Origin of the sequence: Vibrio frigidus, from assembly GCF_042465995.1 — a bacterium.
GTDB lineage: Bacteria > Pseudomonadota > Gammaproteobacteria > Enterobacterales > Vibrionaceae > Vibrio.
In genome coordinates, this window is record NZ_JBCDMC010000002.1 from 365256 (window position 1) to 384665 (window position 19410).

Annotated in this window: 21 protein-coding genes and 2 pseudogenes; 7 read left to right on the plus strand and 16 right to left on the minus strand. The window is 40.5% G+C overall.

The features are described 5' to 3' along the window. Positions 1-4: 4 nt before the first annotated feature. On the minus strand, positions 5-937 hold the full coding sequence (locus tag AACW90_RS05180) for a chemotaxis protein CheV (RefSeq protein WP_390231768.1): 933 nt from the start codon (positions 935-937) through the stop codon (positions 5-7). Positions 938-1040: 103 nt separating this feature from the next. Between AACW90_RS05180 and flgA the strand changes: the two genes are divergently transcribed. The 3 genes from flgA (at position 1041) to AACW90_RS05195 (ending at position 2655) form a co-directional block, all read left to right on the plus strand. After that, complete coding sequence (gene flgA, locus AACW90_RS05185) at positions 1041-1760, plus strand: flagellar basal body P-ring formation chaperone FlgA (RefSeq protein ID WP_390231771.1); 720 nt, start codon at positions 1041-1043, stop codon at positions 1758-1760. Positions 1761-1899: 139 nt separating this feature from the next. After that, positions 1900-2208 carry a flagellar biosynthesis anti-sigma factor FlgM gene (flgM, locus tag AACW90_RS05190; protein WP_275134499.1) on the plus strand — a complete coding sequence of 103 codons (309 nt, stop codon included), beginning with the start codon at positions 1900-1902 and terminating at the stop codon, positions 2206-2208. 21 nt (positions 2209-2229) lie between these two features. After that, a complete protein-coding gene (locus AACW90_RS05195) occupies positions 2230-2655 on the plus strand; it encodes a flagella synthesis protein FlgN (protein WP_390231775.1) in 426 nt (141 codons plus the stop codon). A 72-nt stretch (positions 2656-2727) separates the two neighbouring features. Here AACW90_RS05195 and AACW90_RS05200 read toward each other — a convergent pair whose 3' ends face one another. Both AACW90_RS05200 and AACW90_RS05205 read right to left on the minus strand, forming a co-directional pair. After that, positions 2728-3165: an LPP20 family lipoprotein gene (locus AACW90_RS05200; RefSeq protein WP_390231777.1), complete on the minus strand. Its 438-nt coding sequence runs from the start codon at positions 3163-3165 to the stop codon at positions 2728-2730. A 9-nt stretch (positions 3166-3174) separates the two neighbouring features. Further along, a complete protein-coding gene (locus tag AACW90_RS05205; RefSeq protein WP_390231780.1) occupies positions 3175-3810 on the minus strand; it encodes a FlgO family outer membrane protein in 636 nt (211 codons plus the stop codon). 171 nt (positions 3811-3981) lie between these two features. Between AACW90_RS05205 and AACW90_RS05210 the strand changes: the two genes are divergently transcribed. Next, positions 3982-5118 (plus strand): flagellar assembly protein FlgT, encoded by a 1137-nt coding sequence (locus AACW90_RS05210; protein WP_390231783.1) that lies wholly within the window; start codon positions 3982-3984, stop codon positions 5116-5118. 96 nt (positions 5119-5214) lie between these two features. On the opposite strand, the gene AACW90_RS05215 is transcribed toward AACW90_RS05210, so the two are convergent. From AACW90_RS05215 to srlA (AACW90_RS05270), 12 genes and pseudogenes are all read right to left on the minus strand, one after another. Continuing rightward, positions 5215-7200 carry a methyl-accepting chemotaxis protein gene (locus AACW90_RS05215; protein ID WP_390231786.1) on the minus strand — a complete coding sequence of 662 codons (1986 nt, stop codon included), beginning with the start codon at positions 7198-7200 and terminating at the stop codon, positions 5215-5217. Between the two features lie 335 nt (positions 7201-7535). Then, a complete protein-coding gene (locus AACW90_RS05220) occupies positions 7536-7913 on the minus strand; it encodes a CZB domain-containing protein (protein ID WP_390232073.1) in 378 nt (125 codons plus the stop codon). 39 nt (positions 7914-7952) lie between these two features. Beyond that, a pseudogene (locus tag AACW90_RS05225) lies at positions 7953-8624 on the minus strand (methyl-accepting chemotaxis protein); the annotation flags it as partial. A gap of 264 nt (positions 8625-8888) precedes the next feature. Continuing rightward, on the minus strand, positions 8889-9248 hold the full coding sequence (locus tag AACW90_RS05230; RefSeq protein ID WP_390231789.1) for a PTS glucitol/sorbitol transporter subunit IIA: 360 nt from the start codon (positions 9246-9248) through the stop codon (positions 8889-8891). 8 nt (positions 9249-9256) lie between these two features. Beyond that, on the minus strand, positions 9257-10234 hold the full coding sequence (gene srlE / locus AACW90_RS05235) for a PTS glucitol/sorbitol transporter subunit IIB (RefSeq protein ID WP_390231792.1): 978 nt from the start codon (positions 10232-10234) through the stop codon (positions 9257-9259). Between the two features lie 3 nt (positions 10235-10237). Continuing rightward, a complete protein-coding gene (gene srlA / locus AACW90_RS05240) occupies positions 10238-10795 on the minus strand; it encodes a PTS glucitol/sorbitol transporter subunit IIC (protein ID WP_390231795.1) in 558 nt (185 codons plus the stop codon). A 175-nt stretch (positions 10796-10970) separates the two neighbouring features. Continuing rightward, positions 10971-11741, minus strand: a complete 771-nt coding sequence (gene srlR / locus AACW90_RS05245) for a glucitol operon DNA-binding transcriptional repressor SrlR (RefSeq protein ID WP_390231798.1) — start codon at positions 11739-11741, stop codon at positions 10971-10973. 78 nt (positions 11742-11819) lie between these two features. Next, a complete protein-coding gene (locus AACW90_RS05250; RefSeq protein ID WP_275134510.1) occupies positions 11820-12173 on the minus strand; it encodes a transcriptional regulator GutM in 354 nt (117 codons plus the stop codon). Positions 12174-12330: 157 nt separating this feature from the next. Next, a complete protein-coding gene (gene srlD / locus AACW90_RS05255) occupies positions 12331-13107 on the minus strand; it encodes a sorbitol-6-phosphate dehydrogenase (protein ID WP_390231801.1) in 777 nt (258 codons plus the stop codon). Positions 13108-13165: 58 nt separating this feature from the next. Further along, a complete protein-coding gene (locus AACW90_RS05260) occupies positions 13166-13522 on the minus strand; it encodes a PTS glucitol/sorbitol transporter subunit IIA (protein WP_195703996.1) in 357 nt (118 codons plus the stop codon). A gap of 10 nt (positions 13523-13532) precedes the next feature. Next, on the minus strand, positions 13533-14534 hold the full coding sequence (srlE, locus tag AACW90_RS05265; protein WP_390231805.1) for a PTS glucitol/sorbitol transporter subunit IIB: 1002 nt from the start codon (positions 14532-14534) through the stop codon (positions 13533-13535). 11 nt (positions 14535-14545) lie between these two features. Then, positions 14546-15094: a PTS glucitol/sorbitol transporter subunit IIC gene (srlA, locus tag AACW90_RS05270; RefSeq protein ID WP_195703998.1), complete on the minus strand. Its 549-nt coding sequence runs from the start codon at positions 15092-15094 to the stop codon at positions 14546-14548. Positions 15095-15369: 275 nt separating this feature from the next. Between srlA (AACW90_RS05270) and AACW90_RS05275 the strand changes: the two genes are divergently transcribed. From AACW90_RS05275 to AACW90_RS05285, 3 genes and pseudogenes are all read left to right on the plus strand, one after another. Beyond that, complete coding sequence (locus AACW90_RS05275) at positions 15370-16341, plus strand: KpsF/GutQ family sugar-phosphate isomerase (protein WP_390231809.1); 972 nt, start codon at positions 15370-15372, stop codon at positions 16339-16341. A 392-nt stretch (positions 16342-16733) separates the two neighbouring features. Beyond that, a complete protein-coding gene (locus AACW90_RS05280; RefSeq protein ID WP_390231813.1) occupies positions 16734-18404 on the plus strand; it encodes a site-specific integrase in 1671 nt (556 codons plus the stop codon). Positions 18405-18462: 58 nt separating this feature from the next. Further along, a pseudogene (locus AACW90_RS05285) lies at positions 18463-18672 on the plus strand (carboxypeptidase M32); the annotation flags it as partial. 35 nt (positions 18673-18707) lie between these two features. Here the strand turns inward: AACW90_RS05285 and AACW90_RS05290 are convergent. Continuing rightward, positions 18708-19049 (minus strand): thioredoxin family protein, encoded by a 342-nt coding sequence (locus AACW90_RS05290; protein WP_390231816.1) that lies wholly within the window; start codon positions 19047-19049, stop codon positions 18708-18710. Positions 19050-19410 lie beyond the last annotated feature (361 nt).

The window sequence follows — 19410 nt, forward strand, 5'->3', positions numbered from 1 at the left end:
TTTATTATTTTACTACTGCTGCTTTTACTGCTGCACCCAACTCATCAGGGTTAAACTTAGCGATAAATTCATTGGCACCTACACGTTCTACCATAGCTTGGTTAAATACACCACTCAGCGAGGTATGCAAAATGATATGTAGATCTTTTAGGTCTGGGTGTCTTCGAACTTCCGCCGTTAACGTATAACCATCCATTTCAGGCATTTCGATATCAGAGATAACCAGAGAAATCTGTTCGTAGATACTACCTTCTGAGGCCATTTCCACGAGTTTATCATACGCTTCCTTGCCATCTTTAACTAAAACGGCTTCAAATCCAATAGATTCAACCGCTCTTTGCACCTGTTTTCGTGCAACGGTCGAGTCGTCAGCTATCAGTATACGACGAACAATTTGTTTTTCTGCTTTTTGTTCTGCGTCAGCAATTTCTTGTGCTATATCCGTACTCATTTCTTCTTCTACGGGCGAGATCTCAGCCAAGATTTTTTCGACATCTAATATCTCTACCAGTTCGTTGTCTATATTGGTTACGGCTGTTAGGTAATGAGCACTACCGGCCCCGTCTGGTGGAGGAAGTATAGCTTCCCAATGCATATTGATAATGCGTTCAACAGACGTGACCAAGAAGCCCTGTACCGTTCTGTTAAACTCAGAAATAACAACAAAACAATTTGCTAGATCGGTTGTAGGTCGTCCACCAATTGCCAAGCTTAAGTCTATAACTGAAATCGTATTCCCACGTATATGCGCAACCCCAACAACGAGTCGATTCAAGTTAGGCATTGATGTAAGTCTAGGGCATTGGAGCACTTCTTTCACTTTAAATACGTTTATACCGTATCTTTGACGTCCCATAAGTCGAAATGTCAGTAGCTCTAATCTATTCTGACCTACTAATTGTGTACGTTGATTCACTGAATCCATAATACCGGTCATAAACTCAACTCCATTTAAAAACTTCTGAATAAAAAAATGTTAACCTAATTGAGCTATTTTACAAGAAAGCACAATATGGATGCTGTAATAAGGGAATTCTAATATGTATTTTATCTGTGTATGCAAGGCATTATATAACTCTCTTGATAAATCTATCGGTCTTTTTATCTTTTTCTTTAGCATTTTTTCATATGCCGCCACCACTGAACAGATAGAGTTAATTCAAAAAGCAGCGGAAGATCACGTTATTCAAGTGACTCAAGTGCCTGCTGACGGTGACCTAGTGGTTGCCGCGGCGAGTATCGATTCTAGAATAAAAGCGACCATCTGCCCAACCATCTTAACCACCTCATCAACTTCTAAAGGTCACTCCACCAGCAATATAACCGTTTTAGTTGAGTGTAAAGAGGACAACTGGCGCGTTTATGTGCCCGTTCGCACCAAACTATCATTACCACTGGTGACGGCAAATCGTTCATTGGTTCGCGGCGAAATTATCGATAAATTTGATCTCACCATATCAATGATAGAACTGAATTCTTATCGCCGACAAGGTTTTGATGCAATAAAAAACGTCGCGGGCGCAAAAATGAAAAAAAACGTTCGTGTCGGTGAAGTAATTGAACGAAATGATATTTGTGTCGTATGCAGAAATGAAAAAGTCATCATTAAAGCCTTCAAAGGCGAACTAACGATTACAACGAAAGGCACGGCACTCTCTGACGGCTCCACCGGTGACCAAATAAGGGTGAAAAATGACAAGTCTAAACGTATAATAGAAGGTGTTGTAACCGGAATTTCAGAAATAACGGTGTATTTTTAGTTCACTTTCTAACAAACTGGCCGATACAAAGAATAATGAGAGAAAAGTCAGAAAAAACGCAACAAATAATTAAAGTTCGTGCTAAGTTGGCCGATATCTTATACATGACATTTACTAAATACGCGAAAAGGCTTCAATTATGGCAGGTATAGACAATATTCGATCGAGCCACACAATGACAACTGGTCGTAGTGCGACTCGCTCTGAATCTGGATCTTCTAACTCTAGTTCTGTTACAGAACCTAAGAGTAGTAAAGATTCCGTTTCCCTAAGCCAGCAAGGAAAAGCCATCGGACAACTTCATCAAGACATGGCTTCTCAGCCAAGCTTCGATAGTGCTAAAGTAGCCGCGATAAAAGATGCCATCGCTAACGGCTCTTACCGTGTCGACCCAGAAAAATTGGCGGAGAATATGATGAAATTTGAAAATGAATTAGGTGGGCTGTAATTCAGCCTAACTTATAATCCCATGGCAAAACTTGTTGATTTAGTTAATTACCAATTAGAAAACGCGCAACAGCTTTCTGTCCTTTTAGAAAAGGAGAAAGTGGCGATCACCTCACGCACATCTTCCGATATAGAAGTACTGGCTAAAGAAAAACTCCAGCTGATTACTCAACTTCAACAAAGCGATCAACGTATTGCTAATCACACCGATATAGAGCAGTTACAAACGGATGAATCATTAAAGTCGAAGGTTGAACTGATCCGCTCTGTAATACATGACTGCCAACAAGCAAATGAAGTTAATGGCGAAGCGCTTCAGCGAGCCCAACTAAGCTACAATAAACTGAATAACTTGATGCAGCAAAGCAGAGGAAAAATAGGAATGACCTATACCTCTGATGGTCACACATCGACAGTTTCTACTCTCGGAACAAATATCAAAGCGTAGTTTTTTAATATTTCAAATACAAAAAAAACGGCATATATTGCCGTTTTTATTGTCTGGAGAGAACGTTGATAATTAAAAAAGCGTTTGCTGCCGCTTAGATGGTACTTGTTGTACTTCTCCGTAATCTTTTAATCTGTCCATTTTGGTTACGTCCAATTCAAGCTCTGTAACATAACTGTCGCCAACGGGATAACTACGCACTACTTCTGCACCACGGATTACACCATCTACTGAACCTGTTGTTAGCTCCGTGCCTAACCTTTGGTCTTGTAGGCTTGCTCGACCACTTACCCGCATACCGTAGATTTGCTCTGCTAGTTCACGATAAGCATCGATTTTTGAGGCCCGCATGGCTCTAATGCGTTGCTCTTCTACACTTTCGCCTTTCTGCTCACTAACACTCGCGTAGCCCACTGCCGTTAGTACATTATCCGCATTCATCTTCTGGAGCGGTTGGCATCCTGTTGCAATCAACATAGACACTATTAGCAATAACTTTTTCAAATACATAATAAGCTCCTATGGGCGCAAAATGATGGTATTTTTAGATGAACGAGTAGGGTCGGAACGAATTATTAACCCATCTTCGGTTCGAATAGTGTTCAAGGTGTCTAAGTCACGGCCAATTCGATCCGCAGGTAGGAAACCTTGTGCCGTTGCGACCACAATACGGCTACGCATTGCCACAACTCTTGCATTCACTAATACGCCACCTTCTTGACGCAGCATCGTTCCTGTCAAGACATAGGTCACCTGTTGTTCTTGAGCGAGATCTTGCCAATCACGACTTAACGCGAAATCACCTTGCTGCGTGACTCTTATTGACCCGGTTGTTTTGAAATCCACCACCTGAAAGCCACGTTGCTGAAGCTGGTATATAAATGCTTCAGACACTGAGTTCCCTAGCCAACTAGAGGTATCTAATTCTTGCAAATCCACAAACGATGTCACCGCGATAGGCGTTCGTGCAGAAATACTGGTATTGGTTACAATTAATTCATCGGTCAGGCTTTCTACAAAAAAGTCCATTGTATGTCGAGGATTCTCCATCAGCATAAAACGACTTCCAGCGTAGGGTTCTTTACCGTTATAAATGGGTGCATATGAGCACGATGCTATAAGCACACTCACTACTGCAATAAACCATTTTCTCATTGTCTTCATCTCCAGATATACTTGATGCCGTATGTTCTTTAACAAAGTTTAACTCTCATAAACCATTGTGGAACAATCTTTGCTTTTCAATATTTGCTTATAATGAAAATTGACATCTTAAATCAACTAACCAAACAAGTTGCAAGAACTATACCCACTTGGGAAACACAAATGAAAAAACTAAAAATCAGTACTTTCTTGTTTTTAATATCGCTATTGTTTAGCAAGATAGTCTTCGCAGAGTGGTATGAAGTCAATGGTTCTTCAACCTATGTATCTTCTGAAGAAACGGCAAGAATCTATGCGTTAGAGGATGCGATATACCAGGCGATGAAATTCTCTGGTGCAGACATAGGCTCACTGAGTACGTTGCGTCCATTTCTGGAAGAGAAACGAAACGAATATCAATTTACTAACCATGAAGTGAGATACATTAGAGTATTAAATTCAAAATCTAATGACGGCAACATGGTGTTGCGTGTTCAATTAGACATCTACCCTTCGGCAACGGGTTGCCATGTTGATCAATACAAAAAAACGTTCCTAGTGGGTAATATTGATCTTATTTCACCTCAACAGGCTGTCATGGGGCAGATCTACGACATAGGTGACGACTTTAGCCATGTAGTCAACCGGCAGTTGGACCAAGAGTCCATCAGTTTCGTCTCTGTTGGAACCACCGATTACGAAATAGATAAACGCAATCCTTCCATGCTCCAAATGATTGCTCAAGACGCTAATGCGCAATATATCATTGGCGGAAAAATCACTGACTTAACCGCAACCGTTGATCAGAAAATGTTAAAAGACGACATCACCAATCGCCAGTTTGCTTTGGAAATGCAGATCTATGACGGTAAGACCGGACAAGAGGTGTATCGCCGTGCTTATAGAGAAGTGGCGGTATGGGGTTTTCCAAAAACCAGTCAGGTCGATACGCGAAGCGCTCGGTTCTGGGCATCAACATATGGTCAAATGCTCTTAAGGGTGAGTCGCAATATCATGCTGGACCTAGAATCAGAACTCTCGTGTAAAATCACGCTACCTGAAGTGGTCGACATCCGTGGCGATAAAGTCATGATAAATTTAGGCAGAATACATGGCGTGAAGGTAGGGGATAAGTTGCAACTATGGCATACCGGGTCGTTTATCGACCAAGCAGGGCTCCCTAGAAACCGAGTTTCCCAAAGCGAAATCACACTTACCGTTGCAAGAATATTTGACCAAGAAGCGGAGCTAAATATAGATCAACCGCAATTAGCGCAGAGCATTCAAATTGGGGATGTCATGCATAAAGAGATTCGTTGAGTTATCTGTGATGATTTTGCGTAAAAGTGCGTCAAGCTTGTAAATAGAATGAATTAGAAGGCCAAGTAGATATCTATCTAGTTGGCCTTTTTGATTTTACGATGTTTTGAATTGATTGGAGAGGCTTTGTAACTTGTCTGCAAGTACTGTCTGTTCTTTGGCGGCCAAAGCGATTTGCTCACCACTTTCCACACTAATCTGAACGCTATTACTTATGCTTTGTGCATTAGACGAAATATCCGTACTTACAATAACTTGTTGTTCCGCAGCGGTTGCTATTCCAGTGGCCATTTGTCGTATTCTGTCGATAGAAGCCACCACCGTGTTTAGCGTTTCTTGCACCTCTGACGACTTTGTTACGCTAGACAGTGCAAGCTCTTTTGTATCACTCACTTGTTCAAACGCGCTATCACTGTCTGATTGAAGCTTTTTCACCATCGCTTCTATCTCTTGGGTTGAGTCTTGAGTACGCTGAGCCAAAGAACGCACTTCATCGGCAACAACCGCAAATCCCCGGCCATATTCGCCCGCTCGTGCCGCTTCAATTGCCGCATTCAGGGCCAGCAAGTTGGTTTGCTCGGCAATGCCATGAATGACATCGACAACACTAGATATATTACTGCTACTTTCATGCAGTTGACTAATGGTAGAGGAAACACGATCAATTTTTAACGATACCTGATTGATCGACCCTGATGATTCTTCGACAATCCGACTACTTTCAGATATTAAATTATTGGCGAGATTCGCTTCATCGGATGCTGAGTGAATACTTAACGCCACCTCTTTTACCGAGGAACTCATCTCTTCTATGGCACTGACCACCTGTAAAACTTGTTTTTGTTCATCTTTTAGAATAGATGCACTCTGGTTTACAATCACTTCCGACTCTTCTGCCGCCGTCGCTAACTGATCACTAGAGCTCGCGATTACATGTACCGCATCCGTTAAAGAGTCCAACATCACATTTAGATTTTTAGCGATAGTACCTAACTCATCGTTCCCCGTAACCTCACAACGCAACACCAAGTTCTTTTCAGCGGCATAAGCCATAGTGCTATTCAAATCTAACACCTGCCTTGAGAGGCCTCTCATTAATAACAGACTAAAGTAACTTGTCACTAACAATAATACCGTAGATAAAATAAGGTAAAACCAGAATGCTTTCGTTTCATTACTCACTATATTTGCAGAAAAATGGAGTATTTCAGTGGTTAACTTCTCTTCTTGCTCTTTCAATAAATTAATTCTGTTAGTTGAAGCAACAAACCATGACTCAGCATTTTGATTCAGGTCATTCGCATAGGCTTTGACCCGATATTCGGCAACCTCACCAAATGGTTGTTGTTTTTCTAACTGCTTGAAATAGTTGATATGATCATCAGTCGCGTAAATTTGAAAAGTGCTTAAATAGCTATTTTGTTCGCTAACTAACTGAACAAATTTTTTAAACATTCCCGGAGAAAACTGTCCTTGACCAAAGGTATTACTTAAAACCGCTCTCTCGATGCCAGCCCGCTCTTTTCCTTGTAGAAACTCGTAGTAGGCAGCAAGAGACCGACTAATATCTGCCACATGCGATATCCGCACTGCCAACCCAGGTACAGATAGCAATCTCGCATTTAATGTAGTGTAATACTTAAGTGCGTCTCCAAGTGGTGTTGATAACGCTGTAATACCGCTTCTCATCGACTGGATATTAGCAATCATTCTATTTGCTTCTTCAACAACCGACCAAAGCTCTGGATAGCGCTTTAGATTCAGATCATTTTCATTAAGGTATCCTTGTAGTTCCAAGAGTCGTTTGTCTGTCTCCTCTCTCTGAATGGGTAGTTTTGAAACAAACTTATTGCCTTTCGAACCTAGGTATCCTGCAGACATTCCCCTCTCTTTTTGCAGCTCATGAACAAGCCGACTATTGAAAGCTGAGAGCTCTACGAAATTATAAATCTCTGAAGCGGAGTTTTTAGAATGATTGGTGACGATTATTTTTGTACCTGAAAAATAGCATAGAGCTATCAGCAAAGGCAGAATGACCAGCATGAGCTTTTGTTTGACGTTGAAGTGCATGTAGTTTTCCATTGTTGTTCATTCAATCTATTTATGACCGAATTTTTTATTCCATTAATAGTTATATATAAAGTGCAATCTACTTATGATTTTTCACTAAAGCCTAGTGTTGCGCAGATCCGCTAATACACTTTAGTTTAGATCTGAAAAATTTGCGTATGTCGCGGATAATTAACTCACCTAAGCATTCAAAAACGATAGCATCATGACTTAAGTGGTTTGTTTTAATGAAAGTAAATCCAGACGGACACGCCTGAGCTAGGATATCCGAGAACCGGATATCCTGTGGTATAGGAGTGAATAAACACGCAATCGAAGAATGGTTTTATTATTTCTGCATTCAAATACTATTTCGAATTGATTATTTCGTCCATCAAACCATCGAGTTGATAAACGACTTGAGTACTGGCATCTTCCATCGCGTGCACTGAACTGATTATCTTGCCAATGTTCGTATTGTTACCCGATTTCATCGCTTCCCTGCCATGTTCGTGCACCAAACGATGCGGCTCCTCGAGCAAAGAATAACTGCGAAGATTCTTATATTGAACACCACCACCGTTGTAATACCATTTTCCTAACCTGCATTCAGTGTGAGTATTTACCGCCTCGTTAAACGCTTTCTTTTCTAGATGACTGTATATATTGCTTTTCCACACGGCATGATCAAGTTTGACGGTGTCTAAAAATGCCCTTGTTGAGGCAACATGAATCACATCTTGCATATGTTCAGATTTTAAAATGACCTCATTAACTATCGAGCCAATTTGGGCAGATGATGCGGAAACCTCTTCGGCACAAACATGGTTTTCATCAATAGTGTTTTTGATTGAATCTACCTGAGTGAGTACTTGGTTAACGAGCTTATCAATCTGCTTGCTCGCGTCATGGGCTTTCCCTGCTAGCGTCCTAACTTCATCCGCGACTACTGCAAATCCTCTGCCCGCTTCTCCTGCCCTTGCCGCTTCTATGGCGGCATTAAGTGCAAGCAGATTCGTTTGATCTGATATTTCTTGTATTGTCGATACAAGGTGCCCAATCGAGTTCGCCGTATCATCCAAAACTGTCACGGCTTCCATACTACTGCTTGCTTGACTACCTATTTTTTCCGATCGATTCTCTAGTCGAGCTAGCGCTTGATGAGTTTGGCTAAACATGTCATCAAGTAATGTAAGCTCATGATTTTCCTGTTCAAGCGATTCGGCACTTGTCGCCATTCCTACTCGGATGGCTTCAAGCATGGTGCCGCCTTTCAAGCTGCTTAGCATCAACTCCGTTCCCAAGTCACATTTTCCCTTAGCAACGGTCACTTCTAATGACGACGTTTTCAGTTGTTTTCGTAAAGATTCGACCTCATCTTGATATTGAATTTTTAACGCTGCTAATTCTTGCTTCAAAAGGTCATTTTCAAGTTTTAGTTTTCTTGATGTAAACATAATGTGCCTACCCTAGCCATTCGGTATGGTTATCATTTAAATATAATTTAACACGCCAATCATATGAATTCAGTGACCTATACAGGCGAACGTATTTTCGTTATTGACCTACTTCATATTTACCAAAAGATTCACGCTCCAACTGCGTTTGGAAGAAAATAAGATACAAAAAAAAGTAAAAACGCATGAAAACATTGCTTTAAATAAGAGGGGGAGTGGCATAGCTTCACAATAACTCGAGGGGATGATTAATATTAAAGACATTCAACCAAATAAAATACAATCACCACATTTTAATGCCGGAGGGTAATGACCTATTACATGTATGGTCCCAGGATACTCAGCGACCGACTGAGCATCAAATTTAATGGTAATATGCCCTAACATCTCAAGGTTTTGATTTGCTACCGAACCAACCGCCGTCACAATGTAGTCCTTACCTGCAAGTAGCAATGTGCTTTCTGTCGTAATCAATCCAACGTCCTTGCCTTGGTCGTGAATAATACAGTACTCTGCCACATCTTCAGGTGCACTTTTATTGAATAATATCAGCATATTATCCTCCAAAGCACTTTCTGCATATTTACCTATGTGAGTGATTGTCGCTCTAAACTGAAATTCCATATTAATTCTTATTGGTAAATAAACATCGATACAAACCACGCAACTAATACGGTTGGTGCTCCCGTGAGAAAACGAGAATAGAGAACAGATGGCACACCGATCTCGATCGTCTCTTGTTTTGCTTCCGCAAGCCCCAATCCTACGGGAATGAAATCACACGCCGCTTGGGCGTTGATCGCAAATAAAGCAGGCAGCGCCAAATGTGGGGGAATATTTCCAACGCCAATTTGAACTCCGATTAAAACACCAATGACTTGTGCAATAACGGCACCAGGACCAAGAAAAGGAGAGAGAAGAGGAAAGGAGCAAATTAATGCTAAGGTCATTAAGCCAAGAGGATTTTGTGCCAACGGTGTAAGCGCATGCGCAATCCAATCACCGATACCAGAAGCCATAATGACGCCAATTAACATAGCCACAAATGCCATGAATGGCAGAATAGTTTTTAATACTATGTCGATAGTGTCTCGTCCAGCTTGATAAAAGGTAGCCATTACACTGCCCATACCGACACCGACTTTTGCAACCATCCCCGTACTTTGTTGGCTTATTTTTTTTGTCTCATCATACTTTGGTGTTATTGGATTTGTAGCCCTATGTGAAGTTGTAGAGCGCACGTCGTCATTAATAATTTGGATACCGCTTATTTTTACTGATGAAACATATATATCTTCATGGATAAATTCAGCCAATGGGCCACTTTTCCCAGTCGCATGTATGTTCAACGTGAAAATATTTTTCTTCGGATATAAACCACAACGTAGTGTCCCTCCACAGTCGATGATAACTAATGCTACATCTTCATCTAGCACGACTGTCTTAAAGCCATCGACGGCTTCCAATCCCGTTAATGCACAGATGTGATCAACCAAACTTGGCCTGATCCCTGCTGTTATATAGAGTATTTTCTTTCCAGATTCGACTGGAATGGATAACGGCCCTCCCCATCCACCATCACCGGAAGTTACGTATAGCAACTGACTCATCAACTACTCCTTCTCCGAAAAATCAACGACTTTGGGCAGTACTTTACCCTGCTGCTTGCTAACCAATGCAGTGGTAAAATCTGTCACCCATCCTCTAAAGAAATTCGTCACCAAACCAACCAATAGATAACTAACGGCTAAAGGACCTAATGGCAAACCTAGCTGAGTTATCCCACTAGCTATGCCTAAATAAATAAACAATTCGCCGGGGTTTACATGAGGGAACAAACCATTCATTGAATGACAACTATAGGAAGCTGAAGCGTAGTAGGATGGTTTATAACGCTCAGGCAGAAACTTCCCTAAACTTAATGTCATAGGGTTACAAAATATGAACGTACCGATGAAGGGTAAAAGAAGATATCGAGAAACAGGGTTGCTACCGCATTTTTGTGCAATAGCTTCTATTCTCTTTTGTCCAATAAAGCGGATAGTCGCATTCATAGCAACCAGTAAGCAGATTAATAAAGGCAGAATACTGGTCACCATTCCGACAAAAATTTCACCACCTTTTTCAAACAATCCTATAAACCACTCAGCCCCAAAAATAACAAAATCCATAACATCCACAACAAATAAAGAGTAGTGCGTATGATTATTAAATATAATGTTCGTTTTGGATAGTCATCACTTTCATTTTGTGAACAATGACGCTTAATAACTTTCAAAGTGAATGCAAAATAGTCACTCATTGACAAATTTTAGTAACAATTTACTCAAGAAATAACGACATTAACTATACTCGGTAGACATTTATACCTTTATCTTCGAGACCCAAAGCCTCTTCTTCACTAAAATCCGTGTCAGTAATGACAGCATCAATACGGTCCAAAGGAACCACAACATTTGGGCTTCGACGGCCAAATTTTGATGAATCTATTACTACAATAATATTTTTGGCTGACTGACACATAGCTTGACTAACCTGATATGCTTCATTATATGTAGTACATCCCTGAGACAGATCAAAGCCATCAGCACCAATAAATAGTTTATCAAATGAAAACTGACTAAAGGCACGCTCTGCTAACCCCCCATGGAATGAAGCCGATTTTTTCCGATATGAGCCTCCGGGCATGATAATCGTATGATCAGAATCTAGTTCTGCCATCGTATTAACAATATCCATACTATTTGTCATTAATGTCAAAGACATAAAGCTATCTAACTCAGGCACCATCTGAAGTGTCGTGCTACCACAATCGAGTATTATCGAATCTCCATCGTTCACTAACTGAACCGCTTTTTTTGCAATTCGTATTTTTTTCTCAAGATTGATGGTCTTTTTCTCATCCATAGCGAACTCTTCAGCAGCAACAACTTGTGGTAAACAAGCTTCTGCACTGCCATAACGGCGAACCACAACACCATCTTCTTCAAGCTTTCGTAAATCCGTTCTGATTGTGGCACCAGAGGTATCAAAAATGTCGGCTAATTCATTTACAGCCGTTTTGCCATTCTCTTTTAAATAAGCAACCAACTCATTTCTTCTATCAATAATATTCATTGCTGTCTCATTTTTATGCGATAGCTTTTATAATACACGAAAAAGCTTTCATATTAAAAAAATAAAAATCTAAGGCAGTTACTTTGAAAATGCAACCTCTAACGCTTCTTGAATTCCGTTATCAAAACCTAGAGTGACGTGCTGTGCAAAAGGATAACGCTCACCAATAACATTAGGTAGAACTTTAGGTCGAGCAAAAACAGTCCATCCTTTAAATACTTTGGCATCGACAATGCGTTTATCTTCGGACTCAACCAAAACGACTATAGTACGGGCCTTCCAGCGACTTGTTGTTTTCCCCATTTTAACAGTGCCTTTGACCGCCATGGCTTGCAACATATGATTAAATGCCCTGATTTGGAAAAATGTAAACCCGATCTGTAAAGCCCATGCAATAATTGCAATCACTATCAGAGTTGAAATCGAATCCATACATCACCTTTTTATCATTGTTTAAAAGCTCTTGCTTTCATGTACTCAAGAAATTTTTTAGTTGCCCAACTCATTCCGAAAATGAAGATAAGCACATAAATCGCGTCCATATTATCACCAAATAAAAAAGGAGCTATGACTAGCTCCCCTACTAACATTAAAACATTACTTGACCACCAGTAATATTAATCGACTGTCCCGTACAATATTTTGCACCATCACTCGCATAAAATTTAAGTACATTCAACACATCATCATAGCCACAACCCGCTTTAAGTGGCACTTTATCTATATAGTGTTTCATCACTTGATCTTCCGGAAGACCCAGCTTTTGGGCGTATTGTGGAATAAGACTTTGAAACATTGGCGACTCGAGTAAATTACCTAACATTAAACTGTTAACAGTAATATTATCATCGGCTAAATCGAGTGCTATAGATTGTGTAAGACCAATACCTGCAAACTTGGCTGAACTATAACCTGCGTTATGTTTGCTACCCACTTTTCCAGACTTGCTGTTGATCTGTAGTATGCGACCACCGATTCCTTGAGCAACCATATATCGTGCGGCTTCTCTAGCGCACAAAAAATAGCCATTTAAATTTACACCAACGTTAAAGTTAAAATCATCCAGCGTAAAATCTGTCACTTTTGCGGCCTTCGCGACGCCCGCGCTATAAACCAATACATCGATGCTACCTAAATTATCATTGATTGCCTCAAAACATGCTTTAACACTCATCTCATCCGTGGCATCTACTGACGTACCAAAAGCCTGTATTCGACCGTATGTTGTATTGATTTTATCTGCCACTCTTGCCGCATTTTGACCATTCAAGTCCGCTATGCCAACGTTATAACCGTCAGCAGCCAACCCTTCACAAATATACTCGCCGAGTGTTTGACCACCACCGATTACTACTGCTGTTCTCATAACGATATCTCCTACAAAATAAAACGGGGCTTAAACAAGGTGTTAAACCCCTTAAAAGCTAACTAAACGTAAAGGTGGAGCCTGTAACCAGCGTTCTTGGTTGAGCTCCCGACAAATGGAGGCTCCCTATAAAATCTGCCGTATTCGCACCATCAAATCGCAATGTAATGTGACCAAGGTTGCCTAAGTTTTGATTAACCGCATCACCAACCGCGGTGATGGGATAGTTAACTCCATCAATGTCCACTTTCCCCCCAACAGCAATGTCACCTTTCAATGTGTCATGGTTATGGATAAAGCAATACTCAGCAGCATCTTCAGGAACCGACTCATTAAATAGAATCAACATGTCTTCACTAAGCGCTTCCAATGCGCATTCGCCAACTTTGATAATCGAAATATTGTACAAACTCATTTTTCAGTCCTTAGTTGTAGATGAACATGGACACAAACCACGCTAACAATACGGTTGGCGCCCCCGTTAGGAAACGTCCATATAATACGGAAGGAACACCTACGCGAACCGTTTCAGGCTTAGCTTCTGCTAGGCCTAAACCGACAGGAATAAAGTCACATGCGGCCTGAGCATTAATTGCAAATAAAGCCGGTAGCGCTAACTGAGGAGGGATATTACCCAAACCGATTTGAGTACCAATAAGCACACCAATAACCTGCGCGATAACCGCACCAGGGCCTAAGAATGGCGACAAAAATGGGAATGAACAGATAAGTGCTAATACAACAAGACCAATCGGATTCGTTGCTAAAGGGACAAGTACATGCGCAATACTGTCGCCGATTCCGCTTGCCAAAATGACCCCGATAAGCATGGAGACAAAGGCCATAAATGGGATAATGGTAGACATGACTGTATCGATCGTGTCACGTCCTGCTTGGAAAAAGGTAGCCATGACATTACCCATGCCCATACCAATTCGTGCAAGCATGCCATCTGATTGCTCAGTTAGCTTTTTGCTTGTATCAATATATCCACCAGACATCGTTCCTGCACCTCCAACATCTATTGAAATATTCTCCGCATAAACCGTAGCTGCCTCTGCTTCTCCCGCAATACTGACGCAGTGTTCATCAACATTTGAAATATAATTGTTTTCGTTTATATGTTTCGCCATTACTCCAGATTTACCTGTCGGCATGACATTCAATGTTGGGATATTATTCTTTGGATACAAACCACATCGCATCGAACCACCACAGTCAATAACAGCACAGGCCATTTCGCTGTAATCACAGCTTTCTTTAAATCCATCAACGGCTTCTAGACCCGTTAATTCCACCAATCGATCAACCAATGCTGGACGAGTTCCGCCAACCATGTACATGATTTTCTTGTGTTTAGGGAAGTCGATTACTAACTCGTTACCCCAACCGCCTTTTCCAGCGCGTACTTTAAGTGTCTTTGTCATAAATCCCCCGATTAACCAAATTTAACTTCACGTTCTAGAGTGATACCTTGCTGCTTTTCAACCATCATCGTGGTGAAGTCAGTCACCCAACCACGGAAGAAATTAGAAACAGCACCGACGAGAAGGTAAGACACAGCAAGTGGAGCGAGCGGCAAACCAAGTGTTGTCAATCCACTCGCTATACCGAGATAAACAAACAGTTCGCCAGGATTCACGTGTGGGAATAGACCGTTCAACGAATGGCAAGAATATGAGCCTGCAGCGTAATAGCTCGGTTTGTAGCATTCTGGTAGAAACTTCCCAAGTGACAAGGTCATAGGGTTGCAAAAAATGAATGTGCCCACCACAGGGAGAATTAGGTAACGAGACACAGGATTACTTGCACACTTACTCGCCAAGTTTTCAACGCGATGTTCACCAACGAAGGCGATCAACGCATTCATCGCACAGAGCAACGCAATAAGTAATGGTAAAATACCAGACATCATGCCAAGCATGACCTCTCCCCCTTTTTGGAACAGTCCAATAAACCATTCAGCCCCGAAAATTACAGTTTCCATTTGTTTTACCTCTTTGTTGTTTGGTGGCTGAATTATGCACTTCAACTTTCAGTTTGAAAGTGATCTCTTTCACAATAATTATCATTAATGGTTAATTTACTTTTGAATGGACAGAATAATTGCACGATCGACTTAATTTAACATCATTTAATTGACAGTTAGCTTTCAAATGACGCAAACCTTGCTTTCAAACAGAAATTATTAGAAAATACGTGTCACTTGATTAATACAACATCAAATACAGCTTTCACAGTGAAAGCACTAAAGGGGTAATAATGAACAATGAAAGTGAGAATATAAAAAAACTAGGAATTACCTTCCTTAGAGATGAACTTACTGAAGCAAACCATATGCTTGAGAGAATTGATGATGAATTTGTGAATGCTTGTCGCATACTTTCAACGACCAAAGGTAAGGTCGTGGTTATGGGGATAGGAAAAAGTGGCCACATAGGGAAGAAAATCGCGGCGACATTCGCAAGTACAGGTACCCAAGCATTCTTTATTCATCCCACAGAGGCTTTGCATGGTGATTTGGGCATGGTTGGAAAAGATGACAGCACGTTACTTATCAGTTACAGCGGAGAGGTCAACGAGTTCAGGATATTATTGCCACTATTAGCCGCACAGGGAAATAAAATCATCAGCATTACTGGTAACAAAAATTCTACCCTTTCGATAAGTTCAGACGCGGCATTAAATGTGGCGATAAATCAAGAAGCCTGTCCGCTAGGACTTGCTCCAACATCCAGTGCGCTATGCACATTGATGATGGGTGACGCACTGGCTTTAACCGTCATGAGCCAAATAGGATTCAGTCAAAATGATTTTGCTCGCAGCCACCCTGCAGGTAGCTTGGGGGCCAAACTGCTCACCACAGTAATAGATGTATTAGATAATCAAATTGAAGGGACGCACTGTTTTACATACAGTTCGTTATTGGATGCGGTGGATTGTTTATGCCTCAGTGGAAAAGGGTTAATTGCAATCATCGATGATAACCAAGTTGTTGGTGTATTTTCTGATGGTGATTTTAGGCGAGCTATCGCTAACAAAGCAGATCTCAACGAAAATGTTGATCAATATATGTCAAAGAACTTCCATTACATCGATGCTAAGGCGATGTGCACACACGCCTTAGACTCTATGAATACAAACCACATTACTGCCTTACCTGTGCTGCACCAAAATCATCACCTGATTGGGATCGTGAGTGTTTCTCAAATTCATGCTACCGGTATTCGATAAAACAAAAAATGAAGTATTAAAGCATTGTTGGCTCTTATTACCGTTTATATTTTAAGCGAACGGCAGTGTGAGTATTTAATGCGTAACGTGATTAGTATACAATGACGCCTCAGACAAAAAGTCCCCTTAGTTCAGCTGGATAGAACAAGGACCTCTTAAGTCTTAGTTATTATTTACTGGTATTAATAAGTATTTTCTTATTCCATTTAAACATATCAACCATTTTAAGTTTATCGCTTTAAAATCAGATATTTAAGATTATAAACACTAATATATATTTCCCAAAATATATACTAGTGTTTATTTATTAAACCTAAGAAATTACACTATTTATTGCACTATTGACTATAAAAAAACTACAATGCTGAAAACACTTAAAAAAGGGTTGTGGTGTGGAAAAAGTTAAAGCAACAGAGTTTGATCTAGCAAACTATTTACCAGTAAAGAAGGTTACTTTTAATGGGGTTTCTGCAACCGAAGCAAAAATCACTAACCGAAAAGCTGAGCGCAAATTTAACTTTACTGATAACTATATAAAAAACTTGCCGCAACTCAGTGAAGGTGGCCCTATAGACCTAAGAGATATTGGTATTGATGAAGAAAAATCTGAAGGTGCAAAATTAGTCCTCAGAATATCAAAATCAAAAAAAACCTTTTATCCTATTTTACCCAAATTTTACAAAGGCTATAAAAAGGGCCTTATGGGACAAAAGCTTGGCGAGTGGATGCAGAAACCCGACAGTAATCACTTTCCGAAAGGCTTTATGAATACGAAGCTCGCTCGAAAAGCTCTTTACACTTTAGTGGAAGAGCAGCATAAGTTAAGCAGAGAGAGCCATGTTTTCAAAAAAATGACTATTCGAGAATATTTAGAAAATGGTTACTACGCAGCAGATCGCGAACGTAAACCAATGAAGAATCATCATTTCAATCCCCCCACAGATGATACTATTCGTAACCTCTTAAATCAGTTCCCGAACCATATTGATAGAAAAATTGGTGACATAGAAGAAACGTGGGTTTTTGAACTAAAAACACTCTGGGCAAAACAGGGACTGACAACTGGAACTATGCGAGGTTACTATTCAAAATTTAACAGCATGTTCAATATATGCCATTCAATGGGTTACATCATCAAAAACCCTATTGATAATCACTATTTCCTGTTTCCCAAAAACCCAGCACCATCACCCCAAGAGCTAGACAATAAAGTTTTTCGCTGGGATATACATGGTGTAATTAGCTTTATATTTTCAGATGAATTCAACGAAACTTACAAAGAACTCAGGCCGAGAGACCCGAATGCTATGGGGAAGATAATTATTGCATCATGTGTTTTGGCTGGAATTCGCCCCATTGAAGCACGTCGAAACTGGGCTTGTAATTTTGATGTTGAAAAACAAACTTTATTCATTCCTCTTGGCTTACAAAATAAAACTAAGAACGGTCGCTTAGTTCAAATACCACATGATCTGTTTTGGAGTGAAGTCAACAAATATAAAGAAACTTTATCTGACCCGAATGGTTTCATGTTTCCGTCAAACACCTCATTGGAAGGGTATGCTTCCGTTTCTATATACAGATATCACTGGGCAGCATTGCGTCAAAAATTCCAATTACCTGAATCCGCTTTTCTCTACCATAACAGGCACACACTCGCTACCCTTCTAAAAAACACACCAGGAAGCGAGTACTTATCCGCAACAACGCTCGGCGACAACGAAGCTACCGCAAATAAGTATTATGCAAGTAATGATGGTGATAAAGCCAAATTAGCAATGAAAAACATATATGATTCCACAAGTTTTTCAAAAAATGAGAATCTAGATGAGTTCAATTCCAAAGAACTCGATTCGCTTGATACAGAAATCGTTCCTGCGGATATTGAAGCAATCCCTAGCCCTCTTAAACCGCTATACCATCTGTTTATTAATGGTAAAGTTCTACCAGGAGAAGGACAAATGTATAGGAGCCAATGGAGTAAATTTGTTTCGTTCGTCAGACACCAGCACGAAAATGAAAGTTTAGGCTCAGAAGTAACTAGTTGGCTATTTATACAATAAAAGAAATTTGTTATTTGCAGAAAAAGCAATTAACAACTTTGGGCGTCACAGCAATGGAGCGCAATTCATGGCTTCCATGAAGAAAACTGTTGATGTTGACGGCGCAATCCTAAGTGGTGACTTGACACCTATTTTTACTTGGCTACAGGAAAAAATATGGAATAAAGGAAGTTTGCTAACAACCGACGAGTTAGTTAAACAAGCGACTGGTGAAGTATTGAATCCTGCGTACTTCAAAGCTCATTTGGAAGACCGTTACTTGAAATAGTCTCCTAGACAGCCTCTTAGTTATAGGGAGCCCGTTTATAAGCTCCCTTCTGACCAATGACTTGTCATCGCGCCAATTGTCTGCCTTCCATACATCACTCCAGCCATTTCCCCATTATGGAAAACAACATACGCAGGAATACTCCTAAGTCCCAACTCTTCCGATACTGATTTTGAAATCTCAACACTAGATTTGAGAACAACCGCCTTCCCTTTCAATTCAAACGCTGCATTGATTAAGGTGCCTTCCATAACGCGGCATACAGAACACCACTCCTCAGAAATAGCTAACAATATCTCATCATGCTGACTTAACATGTCACCTAGCTGTTCAACACTTTCAATCTTGATAACTTCACTCATGTAATCAAGGTTCATACAATGCACCTCCTTATCTGTAATGCTGCTTTTTTCATATCAGACTGCATAACAGGGTAGCGTTAAACTATCCCATTGTATTCTTCGAGCTTGCTCGGCACACAGCATAAATACCTAAGTGCACCTGATTTTACAAATCAAGACCCACTCATGAATTTACCAGCCACACCCTCGTATCAGCCTCTTCTATGTCTGTAACGAACAACACCATCAAGCTGATCTGCTCCAGTGATACTGGACACTCGACTAAGCGAGTGTTGCCATACTTCAGTTAATCCATGCTTTACTAAATTAGGAAAAACGCAACTCGGAATTGTCCGTGCGACCTGAAGTCGTATGAAGCGTTGTTCACCACGCAGAG